This window comes from Mycobacterium sp. IDUB_28, from assembly GCF_055419285.1.
The window spans coordinates 109,467-130,754 of sequence record NZ_JBVAXK010000002.1 but is presented as its reverse complement, the minus strand read 5'-3'; the positions used below and the strand labels follow the sequence as shown (position 1 = coordinate 130,754).

Sequence of the window (21,288 nt, the reverse complement as noted above, 5' to 3'; positions counted from 1 at the left end):
CTACAGCGCTTCGGCGGCGCGCTCCAACTCCTTGAGCGCCGGCTCGATGGCTCGGGCCATGTCGTCGATGTCGTTGGCGACCTCCGGTGTGGTCACGAAACCGAAGTCGAGGCACTGGTCGTAGGAGAAGCAGGTGATGTTGAGCGCCACGTCCATCACCGGTGGGCCGAGCGGAACCAGCGACTCCAACTTGGCGCCGGCCATGTACAGCGGGACCGACGGGCCGGGGACGTTGGAGACGACCATGTTGATCGGCGCGAAGTTGCGCGACAACCCGCTGACCGTGTAGGCGCGGGCGGCCAACTGCAGCAGCCCGGGCGGCGTGGTCTCGGTGAGCCCCATGATCTGGTGCGCGGACAGAGCTTTGGCCATTTCCTTTGCGTTGCGGGTACTTTCGTGGATCGCCAGCAGCCGCTCGCCCGGGTCGTCGATGTCGGTGGCCAGCGACGCCGTCATCGAACTGATCTGGTTGCCGATGTTGGATTTGGACTCGTCGGTGCGGGTGGACACCGGGATCTGGGCGATCAGCGGCTTGTACGGCAACTCGTCGCGCTTGAGCAGGTACTCGCGCGCCGCCCCCGCGACCAGCGCGAGCACCACATCGTTGAGCTTGACCCCGAACGCATCCTTGACGGCCTTGGCCCGCTTCAACTCCACGCGCGCGCCGGTGATGCGCCGGTGCGGCGACACGGGGGCATTGAACCGGGTCTTGGGTGCCTCGAAATAGCGGGGCGGCTTGCCGGCGACACCGAGCGCCGCTATCTGTTGGCGGACCGTCTGTTCCAGCAGTCTGGTGATGCGAAACGGTGTCTTGACGGCCACGTTGATCAGCGCACCGATCGCGCGCCGCTCCAGCCCGGGGATCTGGAAGCCGACGAAACCGACTGTTTCCTTCTGCGGGGGGCGCGGCTCGGGGGTGACGTCCAGCAGGATCTCGCCGAGCCCGGCGCCGGAAACCCCGTCAACGATGGCGTGATGCATCTTGGTCAGGGTCGCGATGCGGCCACCCTTGACGCCCTCGATGACCCACAGTTCCCACAGCGGACGCGAGCGGTCCAGCTTGTAGGACATCAGCCGGCCGACGAGTTCGTCGACCTCTTTGCGCCCGCCGGGGGCGGGAACGCCGATGCGTCGCACGTGGAAATCGATATCGAGTTCGTCGTCCTCGACGAACCACGGGCGGTCCAGGCCCAGCGGAGCGCCGGTCACCTTCCAGCGCAGCTGCGGAATCTCCGGCAACCGCTCGATCAGCAGTTCGCGCAGCCGCTGGAAGCTGTAATCGGGCGCGTCGGTGGGGTCGCAGATTGCCAGCGCACCGACGTGCATGTGCCAGCCTGCGGTTTCCGCGGACCAGAACGCCGCATCAACACTAGAGAGCCGTTGCATTCCCCGACCGTAGCGTCCGTCCACCCAGCGAAGCCAGCAACCCGGAGAATCTCACAGCCCGGTGTTACGCGTCCTCCAGCAGATCGGGGGTCACCGCCGACTCGGTGTCGGGAATGCCGTCCACCTTCGCCTTACGATCGGCCATCGACAGCAACCGCCGAATACGGCCTGCCACAGCATCTTTGGTCATCGGCGGGTCGGCGAGCCGACCCAACTCCTCCAGCGAGGCCTGGCGGTGCTCGACCCGCAGCCGGCCCGCCGTGGCCAGATGTTCGGGCACGGTGTCGGCGAGAATCTCCAGGGCCCGTTCCACCCGCGCCGCCGCAGCCACCGCCGCGCGCGCCGACCGGCGCAGGTTCGCGTCGTCGAAGTTGGCCAGCCGGTTGGCCGTGGCCCGGACCTCGCGGCGCATCCTGCGCTCCTCCCAGACCTGCCGGCTGTCCTGGGCGCCCATCCGGGTCAGCAGCGCGCCGATCGCCTCGCCGTCGCGCACCACCACCCGGTCGGCGCCACGCACCTCGCGCGCCTTGGCGCTGACCCCGAGTCGGCGCGCCGCACCGACGAGCGCGAGCGCCGCCTCCGGGCCCGGGCAGCTGACCTCCAGCGCCGAGGACCGGCCCGGCTCGGTCAGCGAGCCGTGCGCCAAAAAAGCTCCCCGCCAAGCGGCTTCGGCGTCGCCGACGCTGCCGCCGACGACCTGCGCCGGCAGGCCGCGCACCGGACGCCCGCGCATGTCGAGCAGGCCGGTCTGGCGGGCCAGCGCCTCGCCGTCACTGGCGACCCGCAGCACATAGCGGGTGTTCTTGCGAATTCCACTGGCCGACAACACGTGCACCACCGCGTTGTAGCCGTACAGGTCGAAGATGTCCTTGCGCAGCCGGCGCGCGATGCTGCTCAGATCCACCTCGGCTTCGACGACCACCCGCCCGGACACGATCTGCAACCCGCCGGCAAACCTGAGCAGCGAGGTGACCTCCGCGCGGCGCGCACTGACCGACTTGACCACCAGACGGCTCAGTTCGTCCTTGACTTCGGTCGTCATCGCCACGCGTCGTCACCCCTTGGTTCGTTCCCGACGGCCACCGTCGATCGGTATCTCTTCGGTAGCCGTCACCGCGGGCTCACCTGAGCCCTCATGACGAGCACTGCCACGTTGCCGCACCCCGTCCAGGACCGCCGCCAGCTTGCCCGGGTCATGTAAAGGTGTACCAGGTCGGGCCACGTCGGCGAAGTGGACCTCCGCCTGCAGCAGCGTTGCGGTGCGGCGCAGTTGGTCGCGTTCGCGATCGCTCGGCACCCGGTCGGTGTCGATGATGATGTCGTCCACCGTAAAGTCCGGCGCGTGCTGGACCAACACATGAAGGTGGCGTTCCACCGAGAAGCCGGCCGTCTCCCCCGGCTCGGCCACCAGATTGAGCACCAGCGCCTTGCGCGCGGTGGTGGCCCGCAACGCAGTGCGCAGACCGGGCACCAGCACATGCGGGATCACACTGGTGAACCACGAGCCCGGCCCCAGCACCACCTGGTCGGCGGCCATGATCGCGTCGACGGCCTGCCGGGTGGCCGGCGGGTCGGCGGGCAGCAACCGTACCCGGCGCACCGTGCCCGGCGTGGTGGCGATGGCGACCTGCCCCCGGATCAACCGGAACATGCGCGGATCGGACTCCAGCCCGGAAACGTCGGCCTCGATCTGCAGGGCGATCGGGCACATCGGCAGCACCCGCCCCTTGACACCCAGGATGTGCCCTACCTCGTCGAGTGCCGCGACCGGATCGGCCAGCACCTCGGACAGGCCCGCCAGCAACAGGTTGCCGATCGGATGCCCGGCCAGCGCTCCCGTGCCACCGAACCGGTGCTGCATGACGGTCGCCCAGAGCCGCCCGTGCGGACTGTCAGATGCCAAGGCCGCCAACGCCATTCGCAGGTCACCGGGGGGCACCACGTCGAGTTCCCCGCGCAGCCGGCCCGACGAGCCGCCGTCGTCGGCGACGGTCACGATGGCGGTGACGTACGGCGTCAGCCGGCGCGCGGCCGACAGCGTCGCATGCAGGCCGTGCCCGCCGCCCATCGCGACGATGCTCTGGCTCACCGAGGAATTCATTCGCGGCCCAGATCCCGGTGCAACGCCCGCACCGTGAGCAGCGGATCCGACCCCAGCAGTTCCATCAACGTCTCTGCGATCGCGACGCTGCGGTGCTTACCGCCGGTGCAGCCGACCGCGACGGTCATGTAGCGCTTGCCTTCCCGCCGGTACCCGTCGACCACCAGGGCCAGCAACCGGTGGTAGGTCTGCAGAAAATCCGCCGCGCCGGGTTGACTCAGGACGTAGTCGCGCACCGCGCTGTGCTGGCCGGTGAGCGGACGCAGCTCGTCGACCCAGTGCGGGTTCGGCAGGAAGCGAACGTCCATCACCATGTCGGCGTCCATCGGCAGGCCGTATTTGAAGCCGAACGATTCCACGGTGACGCTGGTGGTTGCGGCGGCGGTGCTGCCGAACGCGCGCTCGATGGTCTCCCGCAGCCCGCGCACCGACAACGTCGAGGTGTCGATGATCAGGTCCGCCGTGGCCCGAACCGAAGCCAGCATCCGGCGTTCGGCGGCAATACCTTCGGCCAGGGTCTGCTCGCCCTGCAGCGGGTGGCTGCGGCGATTGTTCTCATAGCGGCGCACCAGCATGTCGTCGGAAGCCTCCATGAACACCACACGCGGGGTGATGTCGCGGGTGGCCAACTCGTTGCGCACCTCGTCCAGGTCACCGGTGAAGCCGCGCGACCGCACGTCCATCACCACCGCGAGCTGGGTGATCCGCGAGCCGGCGGCCAAACCGAAATCCACCATGCGGGTGATCAGCTGCGGCGGCAGGTTGTCGGCCACATACCAGCCGAGATCCTCGAGCACCTTGGCGGCGGTGCCCCGTCCCGCGCCCGAGAGCCCGGTCACCAGCACGACGTCGATGCCGGCGGGGACCTCGTTGCCGGTCATTCGGTGACTCCCGTCGACTCGGGCCGCAGCGCGTCCAGCACGGCGGTGGCCGTGGCTACTCCGATGCCGGGGACGGCCGTGATCTGCTCGACGGTGGCCTCCTTGAGGCGGGCTATCGATCCGAAGTGGGTGACCAGCGCCTTGCGTCGGTGCTCACCCAGTCCGGGCACGGAATCCAGCGCCGACGCCGTCATCCGTTTGGATCTTTTGCTGCGATGGTAGGCGATGGCGAACCGGTGCGCTTCGTCGCGCACCCGCTGCAGCAGATACAGTCCCTCGCTGTTGCGCGGCATGATGATCGGGTCCGGTTCGGCCGGCACCCAGATCTCTTCCAGCCGCTTGGCCAGACCGATCACCGCGACGTCGGTGATGCCGAGCTCCTCGAGCACGGCACTGGCCGCGTTGACCTGGGGCGCGCCGCCGTCCACGACGTAGAGGTTGGGCGGGTAGGCGAATCGGCGCGATTTACCTTCCGGGGAAAGCAGATTCGGATCGCTCTGGTCGCTGAGATGACGCAGGAACCGGCGCCGGGTCACCTCGGCGATGGAGGCGACGTCATCCGACCGCCCCTCGCCCGCGGCCTCGCGGATCCCGAAGTGCCGGTAGTCCGATTTGCGCGGCAGACCGTCCTCGAAGACCACCAGCGAGCCGACGACGTCGGTGCCCTGCACGTGGCTGATGTCGACGCACTCGATGCGCAGCGGGGCGTCCGCCAACCCGAGTGACTCCTGAATGTTCTGCAGCGCAGCGGATCTGGCGTTGAAGTCGCCGGCGCGCTTCAGCTTGTGTTGCTGCAGAGCATCTTTGGCGTTGCGTTCCACGGTGTCGGCGAGCGCGCGTTTGTCACCACGCCGGGGCACCCGCAGTGCGACCTTCGCACCACGCAGACCGGACAGCCAGGCGACCAGCTCGTCGTGGTTGGCCGGCAGGCAGGGCACCAGCACTTCGCGGGGCACCGGGTTGACGGATTCGTCGGCCGCTTGGCTGGTTTCCAGACCCAGTTCGGCCTGATCGCCGTAGAACTGCGTGACGAACTGCTCGACCAGCTGCTCGGCGCCGGAATCCCCGGCTTCCGCGGATTTCTCCACGACCCAGCCGCGCTGGCCGCGGACCCGCCCGCCGCGCACGTGGAAGACCTGCACCGCGGCCTCGAGGTCGTCGTCGGCGAATGCCATCACGTCGGCGTCGGTGCCGTCGCCGAGTACCACGGCCTGCTTCTCCATCGCACGCTTGAGCGCACCGAGGTCGTCGCGCAGCCGCGCGGCCCGTTCGAAATCCAGCTGTTCGGACGCGGCGTGCATCTGCTGCTCCAGCTCGCGCGCGTAGCGGTCGGTCTTGCCGGACAGGAAGTCGCAGAAATCGAGCACGATCTGACGGTGCTGCTCGGCACTCACCCGGCCGACGCAGGGCGCCGAACATTTGTCGATGTAGCCGAGCAGGCAGGGCCGGTCGATCTGGCTGTGTCGCTTGAAGACTCCGCCCGAGCAGGTCCGCGCCGGGAAGACCCGGGTGAGCAGGTCCAGCGTCTCGCGGATGGCCCAGGCATGCGAATACGGTCCGAAATAGCGCACCCCCTTGCGCCGGGGCCCGCGGTACACCATCAACCGCGGGAACTCTTCGTTGAGGGTGACGGCCAGCACCGGGTAGGACTTGTCGTCGCGGTAGCGGACGTTGAAGCGCGGATCGAACTCCTTGATCCAGTTGTATTCCAGCTGCAGCGCCTCGACCTCGGTGTTCACCACCGTCCACTCGACCTTGGCGGCGGTGGTCACCATCTGCCGGGTGCGCGGGTGCAGGGCGGAGATGTCCTGGAAATACGACGTCAGCCGGCTGCGCAGGCTCTTGGCCTTGCCGACGTAGATGACGCGCCCGTGCGGATCCCGGAATCGGTACACCCCCGGCTCGACCGGGATAGACCCGGGAGCCGGACGGTAGGTGGCGGGATCTGGCACCAAACCAGGTTAGTGGTCGGGCGGGTTTCGGTGGACACGGCGGCCACGCCACCTCGGTCGCGCCATCAGCGCGCGTGCAGGTCCGGCCGATAGCGGGCCATGAGCGATCGCACCGAATCCATCGCCGCGACCGCGCGTTCCCTGTCCACGGCCTGAATCGCCATCACCGGGATGTATTCGTCGTCGGGCAGGTCGACGTGAGCCCAGCGGCCACCGACCGGAAACGACACGTCGACCACATCGGACCACGGAATCAACTTGTCACCCAACATATTTCGTACCGACAACCCGGCCGCGCCGACGCGCAGCCGGGGCCGTGCGAACAACAGCACGGCACCCGCCAGGACCGCGCCCAACAGTGCCATCGCGATCTGGTCGGCAGTCTGGAAGACCACTCCGCTGGACCCGATCTTGAGCAGCAGTCCACCGGCGATATGCGCCGCCAGCAGGATGAACGCCGCCCCGTAGGCAAACAACGGTGTCAGGCGTGGTCGGCAGACCAGGTCCCAGTCACCCGCGGCGGATTTCGTCGTCACGATCGGGCGCGCAGGTCGCGCAGGGTCAGTGCGGTGCTCAGCGCTGCCGCCGCGGCCTGGCCGCCCTTGTCTTCGGCCGACGACGGCAGCCCGGCCCGGTCGAGGGCCTGCGCCTCGTTGTTGGTGGTCAACACCCCGTTGGCCACCGGCGTGGCCGCGTCCAGCGAGACCCGGGTCAGTCCCTGGGTCACCGCGTCGCAGACGTAGTCGAAATGCGGTGTCTCACCGCGGATCACCACACCAAGCGCGACGACGGCATCGTGGCTGCGGGCCAGTTCCTGTGCCACGACCGGGATCTCGATGGCACCCAGCACCCGTACCACCGTCGGATCGTCGATACCGGACGCGGTGGCGACTTTGCGCGCACCGGCCAGCAGCGCGTCGCAGATCGTCCCGTGCCAGGTGCTGGCGACAATGCCCAACCGCACGCCTGAAGCGTCGAGCGCCGGGATGTCCGGCACGCCAGCGCCACCGCTCACCGCGTACCCCTCACAAGGCACCGCCGAATTCGCCTGGCAGATGAATGGATTCGTGGAAATCGTCCAGGCCCGCCAGGTCGTGGCCCATCTTGTCGCGTTTGGTCATCAGGTAGCGGATGTTCTCGGCGTTCGCCCGCACCGGCAGCGGCACCCGTTCGATGATGTGCAACCCGTATCCGTCCAGGCCGACCCGCTTGGCCGGGTTGTTGGTCAGCAGCCGCATCGAGCGGACCCCGAGATCGACCAGGATCTGCGCGCCGATCCCGTAATCGCGTGCGTCGGCGGGCAATCCGAGCTTGAGGTTGGCATCCACCGTGTCGTCGCCGGCGTCCTGCAATTGATAGGCCTGCAGCTTGTGCATCAGGCCGATGCCGCGGCCCTCGTGGCCGCGCATGTACAACACCACGCCGCGGCCCTCCCGGGCGACCATCGCCATGGCGGCATCCAGTTGCGGCCCGCAGTCACACCGGCGCGAGCCGAACACGTCCCCGGTGAGGCACTCCGAGTGCACCCGCACCAGCACGTCGTCGCCGTCGCCGTTGGGTCCGGCGATGTCACCGCGGACCAACGCGACATGCTCGACGTCCTCGTAGATGCTGCTGTAGCCGATGGCGCGGAACTGCCCGTGCCGGGTCGGGATCCGGGCCTCGGCGATGCGCTCGATGTGCTTCTCGTGCTTGCGGCGCCACTCGATCAGGTCGGCGATGGTGATCAGCGCCAGACCGTGCTCGTCGGCGAAGACCCGCAGCTCGTCGGTCTGGGCCATCGCGCCCTCGTCTTTTTGACTGACGATCTCGCAGATGGTGCCGGCCGGCTGCAGGCCCGCCATCCGGGCCAGATCGACCGCGGCTTCGGTGTGACCGGGACGCCGCAGCACACCACCATCCTTGGCGCGCAACGGAACCACGTGACCGGGACGGGTGAAATCCTGCGAGATACTCGCCGGATCTGCCAGCAGCCGCATCGTGGTGGCCCGGTCCGACGCTGAGATCCCGGTTCCCACACCGAGTCTCGCATCGACAGTCACGGTGTAGGCGGTGCCGTGCTTGTCCTGGTTCACCGCGTACATCGGCAGCAGACCCAGCCGGTCGCAGATCTCCCCGGCCAGCGGCACGCACAGGTATCCCGAGGTGTAGCGGACCATGAACGCCACCAGCTCCGGGGTGGCCTTCTCGGCCGCGAAAATCAGGTCGCCCTCGTTTTCGCGTTCCTCGTCGTCGATGACGACGACGGCCTTGCCCGCCGCTATGTCGGCAACCGCCCTCTCGACGGAGTCCAACCTCGTCATCGTCGCTACCTTGCTGTTCGAACGGCCAGCACGAAAACCGCCGTGTTGCATTCAGTATGAACCACCGCCGGCCCCGGGTTATTGCCGCTGCGTGTTGAGCGGGAGGCCCACATCAGTCGCGCTGGGCTTGCAGCAGGCGCTCGACGTACTTCGCGATCACGTCCACCTCCAGGTTCACCTGGGTGCCGACCGGGGCGGAACCCAACGTGGTCAGCTCCCGGGTGGTCGGAATCAGGGAGACCTCGAACCAGTCCCGGGGCTGGGCGCCCAGGGCGGACACGGTGAGCGAAATCCCGTCCACGGTGATCGACCCCTTCTCCACGACGTAGCGGGCCACGGCCGCGGGCATCTCGACGCGCACCACTTCCCAGTGCTCAGCGGGCGTGCGGGCGACGATCGCACCGGTCCCGTCCACGTGGCCCTGCACGATGTGTCCGCCCAGCCGGCTGTTGATCGCCGCCGCGCGTTCCAGGTTCACCGGGCTCCCCGGTTGCAGCCGGCCCAGATTCGAGCGGTTCAGCGTCTCGGCCATCACGTCGGCGCTGAACTGGCCGTCGGGCAGCACGTCGACCACTGTCAGACACACGCCGTTGACGGCGATCGAATCGCCGTGACCGGCGTCGGCGGTCACGGTGGGCCCGCGAATGATCAGCCGCGCGGCATCGACCAGCGCGTCCCGGCCGACCACCTGCCCCAGCTCCTCGACAATTCCGGTGAACATCGCACCAGGTTAGTGACTGTTTGCGGCCGTCTGCACCCGCCCGGCTACCAGGGGTCTGACATGGGCACCCTCTACGATGCAACGTATGCAGACCCCCCGACGACTCTTAGCCGTCTTCGCCATCCTGAGCGTCGCTGTCACGCTCAGCGGCGGGTGCACGATCAGCAAGAAAGCCAAAGGTGGTCCACTTCCCGACGCAAAGACCTTGGTCAGCCAGTCCGCCGCGGTCACCAAAGGCGTCAAGAGCGCGCATCTGAACTTGACGGTGAACGGCAAGATCGCGGGCCTGCCGCTGAAGAACCTCACCGGCGATCTGACCACCACCCCGACCACCGCCGGCAAGGGCAACGCCCGAATCATTGCGTTCGGCAACGAGGTTCAGGCCGACTTCGTGATCTTGGAGGGCGAGCTGTACACCACCGCCCTGTCCCCCGGGCAATGGACCGACGTGGGCAAGATCGAGGAACTGTTGCACTACGACCCGTCGGCAATTCTCAGCCCGGAAACGGGCGTCGCCAACATTCTGGCGAATCTCAACGATCCGAAAGCCGAGGGCCGCGACATGATCAACGGGCAGACTGCCGTGCGCATCAGCGGAAAGGTCAACGGCGACGTGGTGAACAAGCTCGCGCCGCTGAACGCCACAGACCAGGTTCCGACCACCGTCTGGATCCAGGAGACCGGTGAGCACCAGTTGGCGCAGGTGATGATCGACAAGGGGTCGGGCAACTCGATCCAGATGACGCTGTCGAACTGGAACCAGCCCGTCGTCGTCACGAAGCCGGAGAGCTGATCCGATGAGAATGCGAGCAGGACGCCGGATAGCGATCAGCGCAGGCAGCCTCGCGGTGCTGCTGGGCGCCCTCGACACCTATGTCGTGGTCACCATCATGCGCGACATCATGACCAGCGTCGGCATTCCGGTCAACGAGCTGCAGCGCATCACCTGGATCGTCACGATGTATCTGTTGGGCTACATCGCCGCGATGCCGCTGCTGGGCCGGGCATCGGACCGCTTCGGACGTAAGTTCGTGCTGCAGTCCAGCCTGGCCATGTTCATCGTCGGCTCGGTGATCACCGCGATGTCGGTGAAGCTGGGCAACTGGAATCCGGAGTTCGGCGACTACATGGTGGACCCCGATCCCGACCGGGCGTTCCACTACCTGATCGCCGGGCGCACCATTCAGGGCATTGCCAGCGGTGCCCTGTTGCCGGTGACGCTGGCGCTGGGCGCCGACCTGTGGGCCCAGCGCAACCGGGCCGGCGTGCTCGGCGGTATCGGCGCCGCCCAGGAACTCGGCAGCGTGCTGGGTCCGCTGTACGGCATCTTCATCGTGTGGCTGTTCCACGACTGGCGCGACGTGTTCTGGGTCAATGTGCCGCTGACCCTGGCCGCGATGGTGATGATCCACTTCAGCCTGCCGTCCCACGACCGCAGCGCACAGCCGGAGAAGATCGACGTCACCGGCGGTTTACTGTTGGCGCTCGCGCTGGGCCTGGCGGTCATCGGCCTCTACAACCCCAAACCGGACGGCAGACAGGTGCTGCCGAGCTACGGTCTGCCGCTGGTGATCGGCGCGGTGGTGGTTGGCGTGCTGTTCTTCGTCTGGGAACGTTTCGCTCGTACCCGGCTCATCGACCCGGCCGGCGTGCGTTTCCGGCCGTTTCTGTCCGCATTGGGTGCCTCGGTGTGCGCCGGCGCGGCGCTGATGGTGACCCTGGTGAACGTGGAGTTGTTCGGGCAGGGCGTGCTCGGGATGAACCAGAATCAGGCGGCGGGCCTGCTGCTGTGGTTCCTGATCGCACTGCCGGTGGGCGCGCTGCTCGGCGGCTGGATCGCCACCCGCACCGGCGACCGCATCGTCGTCTTCGTCGGATTGCTGATCGCCGGGTGCGGATACTGGCTCATTTCGTATTGGCGTGCCGACCTGATGTCACGCAAGCACGACGTCCTCGGGATATTGCTGCCCGCCGTGCACACCGACCTGCTGATCGCCGGATTGGGTCTGGGCCTGGTGATCGGACCGCTGTCCTCGGCGGCGCTGCGGGTGGTTCCTGCCGCTCAGCACGGCATCGCGTCGGCGTCGGTGGTGGTGGCCAGGATGACGGGCATGCTGATCGGGGTGGCCGCGCTGAGTGCATGGGGGCTCTACCGGTTCAACCACATTCTGGCCGGGTTGGAACGTACGGCCGGGTCCTACCTGCACGCGTTCGCGTTGATGTACGGGGACATCTTCAAAGTCACCGTGGCGATCTGTGTGGTCGGCGCGCTACTGGGGCTGTTGATCGGCGCCCGCGACGAGCATGCCGAGGAACAGCCGGTCTTCGAACACGCAGCACCGGCACCGCCCTCGGCACCTGCGGCCGGAGCACCGCGGCACGCAGCCGAAGCCCAGCCGGCGCCGACGGCTACCGAGCCACCAGGCTGAGCAGTAGGTCCGGTCCGACCTGTTCGACGCTGTCGAACTGCCAACGCAGCGCCTGGGCCATGCTGGACACCCCGACGTCGTCGACCGCGCTCACCGGACCGCCGAGCAGGATCGGCGCCACATAGGCCAGGATCCGGTTGATCGCCCCGGCGCGCAGGAAGGCCCCCGCCAGCGTCGGGCCGCCTTCGAGCAGCACGTCGGTGCGATCGCTGAGCGCGCGGAGCACCTCGACCGGCTCGCGGGTCCGGATCACCATCGTGCGCGAATCGTCGTTGAGCACCTTGGCTTCCGGCGGTATCTCGCGCCTGCCCACCACCACCCGCAGCGGCTGCTGCGGGGCCAGCGAGCCGTCCGGCAGCCGGGCGGTCAGGGCGGGATCGTCGGCGATGACAGTGCCGGTGCCAACCACGATCGCATCCGCGATCGCCCGACGACGGTGCAGGTCCGCGCGCGCGGCCTCACTGGAGATCCACTGGCTGGACCCGTCGGCGGCGGCGCTGCGGCCGTCGATGCTGGTGGCGTACTTCCACGTCACGTGCGGCAGCCCGGTGCGCTGCTTGAACAGCCATTCCCGCAGCGGGCCGGCCACGACCGCGTCGGCCATCACCCCTGATCGCACCTGCAGTCCGGCCGCCGTCAACCGGCCCGCGCCGCCGCCCGCGATGCCGTTGGGGTCGTCGACGGCGTAGATCACCGTTCCCACCCGCGCCTCGATCAGGGCGTTCACGCACGGGGGTGTCTTGCCGTAGTGGTTGCACGGTTCCATGGTGATGACCGCGATGCCGCCGGCGGCCAACCCGCCGGCCCGGCGCAGGGCCATGACCTCGGCGTGATCGCCCCCGGCCGGTTGGGTGGCACCGACGCCGACGACGCGACCTTCCTGGTCGACGATGACCGCCCCGACCGGCGGGTTGGGGTAGGTGGTCCCCTTCACCTGGTAGGAGTGGTCGATGGCCAGTTTCATGGCCTCTTCGATGCTCTTGACCTGCTCGGGGACGGTCGGTCCGGTCATGAGCCGCTGCCCAGGTGCGGCGACTTCGCGGCGGCCTGCCGCCGCAGCGCCTTGACCGCGGCGGCCGGGTCGTCTGCGCCGTACACCGAGGACCCCGCGACGAAGCAGTCGACGCCGGCTTCGGCGGCCTGCTCGATGGTGTCCTCATTGATGCCGCCGTCGATCTCGACCAGGATGCTCAGTTCGCCGGCGTCCACCAGCTTGCGCACCGCGCGTACCTTGCTGAGCACCTCGGGTATGAAGCTCTGACCACCGAAACCGGGTTCGACGGACATGATCAGCAGGGTGTCGAAGTGCGGCAGTATGTCCAGGTAGGGATCCAGCGCGGTCTTCGGCTTGACGCTGATGCCGGCCTTGGCTCCGGCGGCCCGGATGTCGCGGGCGACCGCGACCGGATTGTCGGTGGCCTCGGCGTGGAACGTGACGTTGTAGGCGCCGGCCTCGGCATAGGGCGGCGCCCACTTGTCCGGGTTGTCGATCATCAGATGGCAGTCCATCGGGATGTCGGTCGCGGCCAGCAGGCTCTCCACCACCGGCAGGCCGATCGTGAGATTCGGCACGAAGTGGTTGTCCATCACGTCGACGTGCAACCAGTCGGCGCCGTCGACGGCCGCCGCTTCCTTGGCGAGTCGGGCGAAATCAGCGGCCAGAATTGACGGGGCTATCAGCGGTCCCCCCCGAGAAGACATGTGCGACACCTTACTGGCGGCGCAGGGCCGCGGCGAACATCGCATCGGTGCCGTGTCGGTGTGGCCACAGCTGTACGTAGTGACCGGAGGGACCGGTCGCGATCCCGTCGGCCAACGGGTCGAACAACGGCGGCGTGTCCAGCGCGGTCACCGGGTGGCGGCGCAGCGCGTCGGCGACCACCCCGACCGTCTCGGCCACATGCGGTGAGCAGGTGGCGTAGAGCACCACCCCGCCCGGCCGGGTCAGGGAGATCGCGGCAGCAAGCAGCTCGCGTTGCAGCTTGGCCAGCGCGGGAACGTCGGACGGCTGCCGCCGCCAGCGGGCCTCCGGCCGGCGGCGCAACGCACCCAGCCCGGTGCACGGCACGTCGACCAGTACCCGGTCAAAACCCGGTTCGAGGCCGGAGTCGCGCCCGTCGACCCGCAGCACCTCGACCGGCAATCCGCGGGTGTTCACCTCCACCAGCTCGGCGCGGTGCCCCTCGGCTCGACCGCCGTCACCGCCGCTCCCGACTGGGCACCCAACGCCGCCAGCAGCGCGGTCTTGCCACCCGGCCCGGCGCACAGATCCAGCCACCGGCCGCCCTCACCGTCGTCCAGGGGTGCCAGCGTCAGCGCGCGCGCCACCAGCTGGCTGCCTTCGTCCTGGACCAGCGCCTGCCCGTCGCGCACCGGCGCCAACCCGCCCGGATCGCCGCCGGTCAGATACACCGCGTAGGGCGAGAATCGGCCGACCGTGCCCCCGACCGCGTCGGCGAGGTCGGCGGCCGTGAGCACTCCGGGACGAGCCGCCAGATGAACCTGGGGGCGTTCGTCGTCGCTGGCGAGCGCTGCGTCCAGCTCGCCCGCAGCGGCACCCAGAGCGTCGGTGAACGCTTGGGCGATCCACCGCGGATGGGCGTGCACGAACGCGGCACGGCCTACCGGATCATTGCGCGGCGCCAGTTCGTCCAGCCAGGACTGCTCGTCGCGCGCGGCGATGGTGCGCAGCACCCCGTTGACGAAACCTGCTCGCGCCGAATCGAATTCGAGCCCGGCCTGCTCGACGGTGGTCGACACCGCGGCATGCGCATCCACCCGGGTGCGCAGGAGTTGGTAGCTGCCCATGCGCAACAGGTCGAGCAGCACCGGGTCGATCGTGTCCGGCGGGCGGCCGGCGGCCGCGGCGATCACGGCGTCGAGCAGCCCACGGGTCCGGCAGGTGCCGTAGGTCAGTTCGGTCGCGAATGCGGCGTCGCGGCCGGTGATTCCGCGTTCGCGCAGCAGGGCGGGCAAGACCAGGTTGGCGTAGGCGTCGCGCTCGCTGACCGCCCGCAGGGCGTCGAAGGCGGCCTGGCGGGCCGGGTCCAGGTTCTTGCGCCGCGGGCCCCGCTGCTGCGACGGCCGTTGCGGCCGTTGCGGTTTGCGGTCCGGACGTTTCCGGTAGGGCTTGTCCTGCGCGGGACTCATGAGGCCCTGGTCGTCTCGTCCAGCCGCGCACCGCGGGCCCAGTCCGCAGCGTTCATCGGCTTCTTGCCGGGCGGCTGAATCTGGCCCAACCGCACCGCCGCCGAAGCGGTACCTATCCACACCGCGTTGCGTGTGACGTGAATCTCGCCGGGCGACAGCGACTTCGGCGCGTCCTGCGCCAGTTGCACCGGACCGATTTTCACACGCAGGTCACCGAGCAGCGTCCAGGCGCCCGGATTGGGTGTCACCGCGCGGATGCGTCGTTCGACCACGGGCGCCGGCAGGTCCCAGCGCACCCGGGCCTGCTCCACGGTGATCTTGGGGGCCAGGCTGACCCCGTCGGCGGGCTGCGGTTGCGGTGTCAGCGACTGGTCGGCGATCCCGTCCAGGGTGGCGGCGAGCAGTGCCGCACCCGAAACCGCAAGGCGCTCAAGCAGTTCACCGGCGGTATCGGTCGGCCGGATGGTCTCGGTGACGGTCCCGTAGACGGGTCCGGAGTCCAGGCTCTTTTCGATCTGGAATGTGGTGGCCCCGGTGATGGTGTCGCCGGCGGCGATCGCCGCCTGCACCGGCGCCGCGCCGCGCCAGGCCGGCAACAGCGAGAAATGCAGGTTCACCCAACCCGACGGGGGCACGGCCAGCAGCCCGTCGCCGAGCAGCGCTCCGTAAGCCACCACCGCGCAGCATTGCGGCGCCAATTCCGTCAGTTCGGCGACGAACTCCGCCGAGTTCGGCCGCGCCGGCCGCAACACCGGGATGCCGCGCTCGAGTGCCTCGCGGGCGACCGGTGACGGCTCGGGCCGGCCCCGGCGCCCTGAGGCTGCGTCCGGCCTGGTCAGCACGGCGACCACGTCGTGATTCGGCGAGTCGAGCAGCCGGCGCAGCGCGGGCAGCGCGGGTTCGGGGGTTCCAGCGAAGACGAGGCGCACGCGCTCAGTCTAGGAAGTCCGTCCCTGCCGGTGGACGACGCGGCGTGGGAGCAAGCCGCTTGGCACTCAGATGTCTTCGATGTCGATGTGGGCGTCGGGCTCACCGCCGGCGGCGGTGAAGGCGGTCAGGGCACGCACCAGCCCGTGCCGTTCGGCCGGGGGCATCTGTCCGACGATCCGCGCGATTTCCTTGCGGCGGTAGGCGGTGACCTGCCGGACGACGTCGCGGCCGCGCTTGGTCAGCGCCGCCAGCAGTTCGCGGCGCGAAGTGGGGTGCGGCAGCCGGTCGATCATCCCGGAGCTGACCAACCGGTCCACCATCCGTCCGGTCGCCGAGGGTTGCACGCCCAGCAGATTCGCCAGCGTGGCGAGATTGATGGGGCCACGGTGGGAAAGGATCACCAGGGTGCGGAACTGCGCGATGGTGATGGTCTCGTCGACCTGGGCGATCGACCGCGCCGAGATCGCCACCAGCAGTCGGGAGGCGGTCAGCAGCGAGTCGGTGATGACGTCCAGCGAATCATCGACCGTCGCGTTGTCCCCTGCCACGCTGCACCCTTCGCCTAGGTCGGCTAGCAGCGAAAAGCGTAACAGCTGCACAGTCGTAGCCATCGATTATTTCTCACCACAATAGTAGTTCGCGGGTATGGTCGACGGCCGGGCGCGGCGCGTCACCCAATGTGCAGCGGATCGATCTGCACCCGGACCGGCTCGTGGGTCTGGCGGGCGCTGAGGACGCCGACAGCGCCGCGCAACGCGGCCGCCAGCGCCAGGCCGTGCTCCCGCGGCACCCGCACCAGCATCCTGGTGACCGGCGCACCGGATGCGATGGCCGCCGGGCGACGGGCACCGGCCGGCAGATCCACCGGGCCGAGCAACTCGGCGTAGTCGGGTAACCGCGCCTCGGCGAGCAACGCACTCACCGCATCGGCGCTGCCGTCCAGCGCTGCGATGTGCACACTCGGCGGCAGACCGACCTCGGCGCGGGCCGCGAGCTCGGCGTCGGCGTGACCGACCGGGTCCCACCGGATCAGCGATTGCACTGTCGGAAGCGAGGATTCGGCGACCACGATGACCACCCCGCCCTCGCCGCGGGCCCTGACCAGAGCGGCGGCAGACATCCACCGCCACAGCGCGTGCTCGGCCGCGCGCAGATCCTGCCGGCCCAGCAGCGCCCAGGTGTCCAGCAACAATGCCGCCCCGTACCCGCCGGTCGCCGATGGTTCCGCACCCGGCGTGGCCACCACCAGCGCAGGCCGGGCGGCCACCGCCGACACGATGGCCTCGCCCGCCGACGTGACCACTGCGGTGCCCGGGAAGGCGCGGCCGAGCTCCTCGGCGGTACGCCGGGCGCCGACCACCACCGCCCGCACCGCATCCGAACCGCAGCGCGCACACCGCGGCGCCGCGTCGACCCGCCCGCACCACCGGCATGCGGTCCCCGCACCGCGCTCGACCAGGGCCAACGGACCGGTGCAGTGCCGGCAGCGGGCGATCGCGCGACAACGCCCACAGGCCAGCGACGGAACATACCCGCGCCGCGGCACCTGGACCAGCACCGGAGCCTCAGCTGCCAGCGCGGTGCGGGCAGCGCGCAGGGCGATGGACGGTAACCGTGCGGTGCGCGCCGCCGGGTCGCGTTCGTCGACGTCGCCGCTGTCATCGAGGGCGATCACCCGGGGGGTCCGGCTGCGCACCACCGGTCGGGCGGCGACGATGTCGTGCGCCCAGCCGCTGCGCACCAGCGCCTGGGCCTCCGCGGTACGGGCGTAGTCGCCGATCAGGGCGGCACAACGGGCCTGGTGCGCCCGCAGCATCGCCACCTCCCGGGCATGCGGATAGGGCGCTCGGGGCTCGGCCAGGCTGTCGTCGGAGTCGGCCCACACCATGACCAGACCGAGGTCGGCCAGCGGCGCGAACACCGCGGACCGGGTGCCGATCACCACCCGCGCGCCCCCGCGCAAGGCGGCCAGCCACCGGCGGTAACGCGCGGCGGGGCCCAGTCCCGCCGACAGGGCCGCCACGCTGTCCTCGTTGACAACGCCGAGCACGGCCCGGTGCAGCAGGTCGAGATCGCGCTGGTCAGGCACGATCGCAAGGACCGAGCGACCGGCCGCCAGCGTCTGCGCGGCCGCTTCGGTGAACCGGTCGGCCCACGACTGACCCGGCAGCGCCTGCCACACCGCGCGGGCAGCCCGCGACTCGGCCAGTGCGGCCAGAAACTGTGCACCGCGGTGGAAGGTTGCCCAGCCCGCCGGGTCGACGGGCGCGACCACCGGCCGCTGCGGGACCACGATCGCTTCCTTCTCCACCCGGGCGTGCCGGGCGGGTATCGCCAGGCGCAGCACGTCGGCCCGAGTACCGGCGTACCGGGCGGCGACGGCTTCGACCAGCCGTCGGACTTCGGTGGTGAGCACCGGTTCCGGCGATACGACGCGGTCGAGCCAGCCCAGCTTGCCGGGGTGGTCGGTGTCGTGGCGGCGTTCCAGGATGAACCCGTCGACGAGCCGGCCGTGAAAGCGCACCCGGACCCGCGCCCCGGGTTGCGCATCGTCGGACTGCTCGGGTGCGACCAGATAGTCGAAGTCCCGATCCAGGTGCGGCACCGTCAGCATGGGCAGCACCCGCGCCACCGGCTCTACCTCGGCAGCACCTGAACCGCGAGATATGTTGTCAGCCAAGGTATTTGTTGCCGGCGCTCAGCTCTCCGCGGGCGTGGCGGTGTCCGCGGTGCGGTACAGGTCGTCGCGGCCGAAGAAGAAGCCGGCCGTGATCAGTATCTCGGCGGCGGCATAGGACCACCAGACGGGTACCGCCAGCGCCTCGTTGCCCAGGATGAACCGGCCGATCGCGATCATCGAGTCCGACGCCGCGAAACACACCGCCCCGACGGCGGTCCAGATGGTGGGCAGGCGTGCCAGCAACGCCGTGCACACCATCGCCGAGAGCACGGTGATGTAGACGGTCACCGGGATGGTCAGATTCTGCGTGCCGTCGTTCAGGTGCGGCCAGAACCAGATCAGCATCGCCACCGATGCGACGACCATCACCGCGGCCGCCGCGACCCGACCGCGCGTGGGGGCGACGTGCGGCAGCAGCGCTCCGAGAAAACATATGTGCGCCAACAGGAATGAGCCCAACCCGAACACGAACGAGTGTTTCCACCAGGGAATCGACAGCAGCCAGTCACCGCCGGCCGAGAACACCAGGGCGGGCACCAGCCAGCGCCGCTCGCGGACCACCGGGTGCGCCAGCGCGGCCAGGGCCAGCAGCACCGCCATCGACGCCTTGAACGGCGGCTGGAAAGTCCAGTGCCCGGTCAGCTCGCTGCCGGGCGGCAGGCGCACCGCGATCACCGTCAGGTAGATGCCGTAGGCGATGCCCGCCCACCCCGCGGCCACCCAACCGCCGACCACCAGACGGGCTGCGTACGGTACCCCCATGCCCAACTTGGACAACCTCGGCGTAGGGGCCCCCGACGCGAACCCCGGTGTGGACTCCATCCTGCTGAAGGTACTGGATGCTGTTCCCTTTCGGCTATCAACCGAAGACGGAATCGACGCCGTGCGACAGCGGTTGCGGGATCTGCCGCGCCGCCCGCTACATCCCGAACTGCGCGTCGAAGATCGTTCGCTGGACGGGCCCGGCGGCCCTATCGGTGTCCGGATCTATTGGCCGGCAACCGATTCGGGGAGCTACCCGGTGGTGTTGTTCTTCCACGGCGGTGGGTTCGTGATGGGCGATCTGGACACCCATGACGGCACAGCGCGCCAGCATGCCGTCGGCGCCGATGCGATCGTGGTGTCGGTCGACTACCGCCTGGCCCCCGAGCACCCCTACCCGGCGGCCGTCGAGGACGCGTGGGCTGCAACGCGATGGGTCGCCGATCACGGCACGGACCTGGGCGCCGACCCCGGCCGTATTGCGCTGGCCGGCGACTCCGCGGGCGGCACGATCGCGGCGGTGATCGCGCAGCGGGCCCGCGACGAGGGCGGACCGCCGATCGCATTCCAGATGTTGTGGTATCCGTCCACGATGTGGGACGCGTCGCTGCCGTCGTTCACCGAGAACGCCGACGCGCTGATCCTCGACGCGAAGGCGATTTCGGACTTCTCCCGATGGTATGCCGGCGACGCCGACATGGCCGATCCGCCGTCGGGCATGGCCCCGGGCCGGGCCGCGGACCTGTCTGGCCTGCCGGCCGCTTACATTGCGGTCGCCGGCCACGACCCGCTGCGCGACGACGGCATCCGGTACGGCGAACTGCTGTCCGCCGCCGGGGTCCCGGTCGAGGTGCACAACGCCGAGACGATGGTGCACGGATACCTGGGGTACGCAGGCGTGGTGCCCGCCGCCACCGCCGCGATGGACCGCGGGTTAACAGCGTTGCGCGCCGCGCTGCACGGATAATGGCGAACGTGCGTACGGTGAAGCCATGACGGAGCCGACCAGCACCCCACCGGGCATCGATCCGACCCTGAAGATGCTGCTCGATGTCATTCCGATGACCTTCAACGCGGCCGACGGGGTCGAGGTCGCCCGGGCGGCCTTGGCGGCGTTGAAGTTTCCCGCGGAGATGCTCCCGCAGCTGCGCATCGAGGAACGCACGGTCGGCTACGGCGAGCACACCGACATTCCGGTCCGCATCTACTGGCCGCCGACAGCCGCGCAGGACAACCTGCCGGTGCTGGTCTTCTACCACGGTGGCGGGTGGGCGCTGGGCGACCTGGACACCCACGACCACGTCGCGCGCGCCCACGCCGTCGGCGCGGACGCGATCGTGGTGTCCGTCGACTACCGGTTGGCCCCCGAGCATCCGTTCCCGGCCGCGGTCGACGACTCCTGGGCGGCGCTGCGATGGGTCGCCGACAACGCCGCCGAGCTCGGCGGTGACCCCGGCCGGATAGCCGTCGCCGGCGACTCCGCGGGCGGGAACATCTCAGCTGTCATGACCCAACTCGCCCGCGACAACGGCGGCCCGGCGCTGGTCTACCAGCTGCTGTGGTACCCGTCGTGCATCGGTGACCGGACGCTGCCGTCGTTCATCGAGTACGCGGTGGACCCGATCCTGGACGAGGAAGTCATCGACGCCTTCCTGGCGTGGTACGTGCCGCACCTCGACGTCACCGACCACACCACGCTGCCGGCCAGCCTTGCCCCCGGCAACGGGGAGCTGTCCGGGCTGCCGCCGGCTTTCATCGGCACCGCCCAGCACGACCCGTTGCGCGACGACGGTGCCCGCTACGCGCAGCTGCTCAGCGCCGCCGGGGTCGCCGTGGAGGTCAGCAACGAGCCGACCCTGGTGCACGGCTACGTCAGCTTCGCGCCGGTAGTGCCCGCCGCGGCCGAGGCCACCAACCGCGGGCTGGCGGCGTTGAAAAAGGCGCTGTACTCGTGAACGTAGGCTCAGACATATAGCCATGAGCCGGCACCGGC

The 21,288-nt window shown here is 69.3% G+C and carries 18 protein-coding genes and 2 pseudogenes; 4 read left to right on the top strand and 16 right to left on the bottom strand.

What is annotated here, in order from left to right; genetic code table 11:
- From ACZYZ9_RS04660 to ACZYZ9_RS04620, 9 genes and pseudogenes are all read right to left on the bottom strand, one after another.
- Positions 1–1,386 carry a WS/DGAT/MGAT family O-acyltransferase gene (locus ACZYZ9_RS04660; RefSeq protein ID WP_463825045.1) on the bottom strand — a complete coding sequence of 462 codons (1,386 nt, stop codon included), beginning with the start codon at positions 1,384–1,386 and terminating at the stop codon, positions 1–3.
- 64 nt (positions 1,387–1,450) lie between these two features.
- Entirely contained in the window at positions 1,451–2,428 is a 978-nt protein-coding gene (whiA, locus tag ACZYZ9_RS04655; protein ID WP_463825044.1) for a DNA-binding protein WhiA, read from the bottom strand.
- Positions 2,425–3,475: pseudogene (yvcK, locus tag ACZYZ9_RS04650) on the bottom strand (uridine diphosphate-N-acetylglucosamine-binding protein YvcK). The gene whiA and the pseudogene yvcK overlap by 4 nt, the downstream one beginning before the upstream one ends.
- Positions 3,476–3,483: 8 nt before the next feature.
- Complete coding sequence (gene rapZ / locus ACZYZ9_RS04645) at positions 3,484–4,368, bottom strand: RNase adapter RapZ (RefSeq protein ID WP_463825043.1); 885 nt, start codon at positions 4,366–4,368, stop codon at positions 3,484–3,486.
- A complete protein-coding gene (uvrC, locus tag ACZYZ9_RS04640; RefSeq protein WP_463825042.1) occupies positions 4,365–6,320 on the bottom strand; it encodes an excinuclease ABC subunit UvrC in 1,956 nt (651 codons plus the stop codon). Before uvrC ends, rapZ begins: the two co-directional genes overlap by 4 nt.
- Before the next feature lie 65 nt (positions 6,321–6,385).
- Positions 6,386–6,856, bottom strand: a complete 471-nt coding sequence (locus ACZYZ9_RS04635; protein ID WP_463825041.1) for a PH domain-containing protein — start codon at positions 6,854–6,856, stop codon at positions 6,386–6,388.
- Positions 6,853–7,335 (bottom strand): 6,7-dimethyl-8-ribityllumazine synthase, encoded by a 483-nt coding sequence (gene ribH, locus ACZYZ9_RS04630; protein ID WP_463825040.1) that lies wholly within the window; start codon positions 7,333–7,335, stop codon positions 6,853–6,855. The genes ACZYZ9_RS04635 and ribH overlap by 4 nt, the downstream gene beginning before the upstream one ends.
- 10 nt (positions 7,336–7,345) lie before the next feature.
- Positions 7,346–8,623 carry a bifunctional 3,4-dihydroxy-2-butanone-4-phosphate synthase/GTP cyclohydrolase II gene (locus ACZYZ9_RS04625; RefSeq protein WP_463825039.1) on the bottom strand — a complete coding sequence of 426 codons (1,278 nt, stop codon included), beginning with the start codon at positions 8,621–8,623 and terminating at the stop codon, positions 7,346–7,348.
- Between the two features lie 112 nt (positions 8,624–8,735).
- Positions 8,736–9,344: a riboflavin synthase gene (locus ACZYZ9_RS04620; protein WP_463825038.1), complete on the bottom strand. Its 609-nt coding sequence runs from the start codon at positions 9,342–9,344 to the stop codon at positions 8,736–8,738.
- 76 nt (positions 9,345–9,420) lie between these two features.
- Here ACZYZ9_RS04620 and ACZYZ9_RS04615 point away from each other — a divergent pair, with 76 nt between their 5' ends.
- Both ACZYZ9_RS04615 and ACZYZ9_RS04610 read left to right on the top strand, forming a co-directional pair.
- Complete coding sequence (locus ACZYZ9_RS04615) at positions 9,421–10,137, top strand: LppX_LprAFG lipoprotein (protein WP_463825037.1); 717 nt, start codon at positions 9,421–9,423, stop codon at positions 10,135–10,137.
- Between the two features lie 10 nt (positions 10,138–10,147).
- Positions 10,148–11,773, top strand: coding sequence for an MFS transporter (locus ACZYZ9_RS04610; RefSeq protein WP_463825443.1), 1,626 nt, complete (start codon positions 10,148–10,150; stop codon positions 11,771–11,773).
- Here the strand turns inward: ACZYZ9_RS04610 and ribD are convergent.
- From ribD to ACZYZ9_RS04575, 7 genes and pseudogenes are all read right to left on the bottom strand, one after another.
- Complete coding sequence (gene ribD / locus ACZYZ9_RS04605) at positions 11,754–12,785, bottom strand: bifunctional diaminohydroxyphosphoribosylaminopyrimidine deaminase/5-amino-6-(5-phosphoribosylamino)uracil reductase RibD (RefSeq protein ID WP_463825036.1); 1,032 nt, start codon at positions 12,783–12,785, stop codon at positions 11,754–11,756. The genes ACZYZ9_RS04610 and ribD overlap by 20 nt on opposite strands.
- Positions 12,782–13,474 (bottom strand): ribulose-phosphate 3-epimerase, encoded by a 693-nt coding sequence (rpe, locus tag ACZYZ9_RS04600; protein ID WP_463825035.1) that lies wholly within the window; start codon positions 13,472–13,474, stop codon positions 12,782–12,784. The genes ribD and rpe overlap by 4 nt, the downstream gene beginning before the upstream one ends.
- 10 nt (positions 13,475–13,484) lie before the next feature.
- A pseudogene (locus tag ACZYZ9_RS04595) lies at positions 13,485–14,923 on the bottom strand (RsmB/NOP family class I SAM-dependent RNA methyltransferase).
- Positions 14,920–15,852, bottom strand: a complete 933-nt coding sequence (gene fmt, locus ACZYZ9_RS04590; protein ID WP_463825034.1) for a methionyl-tRNA formyltransferase — start codon at positions 15,850–15,852, stop codon at positions 14,920–14,922. The pseudogene ACZYZ9_RS04595 and the gene fmt overlap by 4 nt, the downstream one beginning before the upstream one ends.
- Positions 15,853–15,918: 66 nt before the next feature.
- Positions 15,919–16,401 carry a MarR family winged helix-turn-helix transcriptional regulator gene (locus ACZYZ9_RS04585; protein ID WP_463825033.1) on the bottom strand — a complete coding sequence of 161 codons (483 nt, stop codon included), beginning with the start codon at positions 16,399–16,401 and terminating at the stop codon, positions 15,919–15,921.
- Between the two features lie 122 nt (positions 16,402–16,523).
- Positions 16,524–18,467, bottom strand: a complete 1,944-nt coding sequence (locus tag ACZYZ9_RS04580) for a primosomal protein N' (RefSeq protein WP_463825442.1) — start codon at positions 18,465–18,467, stop codon at positions 16,524–16,526.
- An 84-nt stretch (positions 18,468–18,551) separates the two neighbouring features.
- On the bottom strand, positions 18,552–19,295 hold the full coding sequence (locus tag ACZYZ9_RS04575) for a lysoplasmalogenase (protein WP_463825032.1): 744 nt from the start codon (positions 19,293–19,295) through the stop codon (positions 18,552–18,554).
- Between ACZYZ9_RS04575 and ACZYZ9_RS04570 the strand changes: the two genes are divergently transcribed.
- Positions 19,294–20,262 (top strand): alpha/beta hydrolase, encoded by a 969-nt coding sequence (locus ACZYZ9_RS04570; protein ID WP_463825031.1) that lies wholly within the window; start codon positions 19,294–19,296, stop codon positions 20,260–20,262. The genes ACZYZ9_RS04575 and ACZYZ9_RS04570 overlap by 2 nt on opposite strands.
- A gap of 25 nt (positions 20,263–20,287) precedes the next feature.
- Positions 20,288–21,250, top strand: a complete 963-nt coding sequence (locus ACZYZ9_RS04565; protein ID WP_463825030.1) for an alpha/beta hydrolase — start codon at positions 20,288–20,290, stop codon at positions 21,248–21,250.
- The last annotated feature ends 38 nt before the right edge of the window (positions 21,251–21,288 follow it).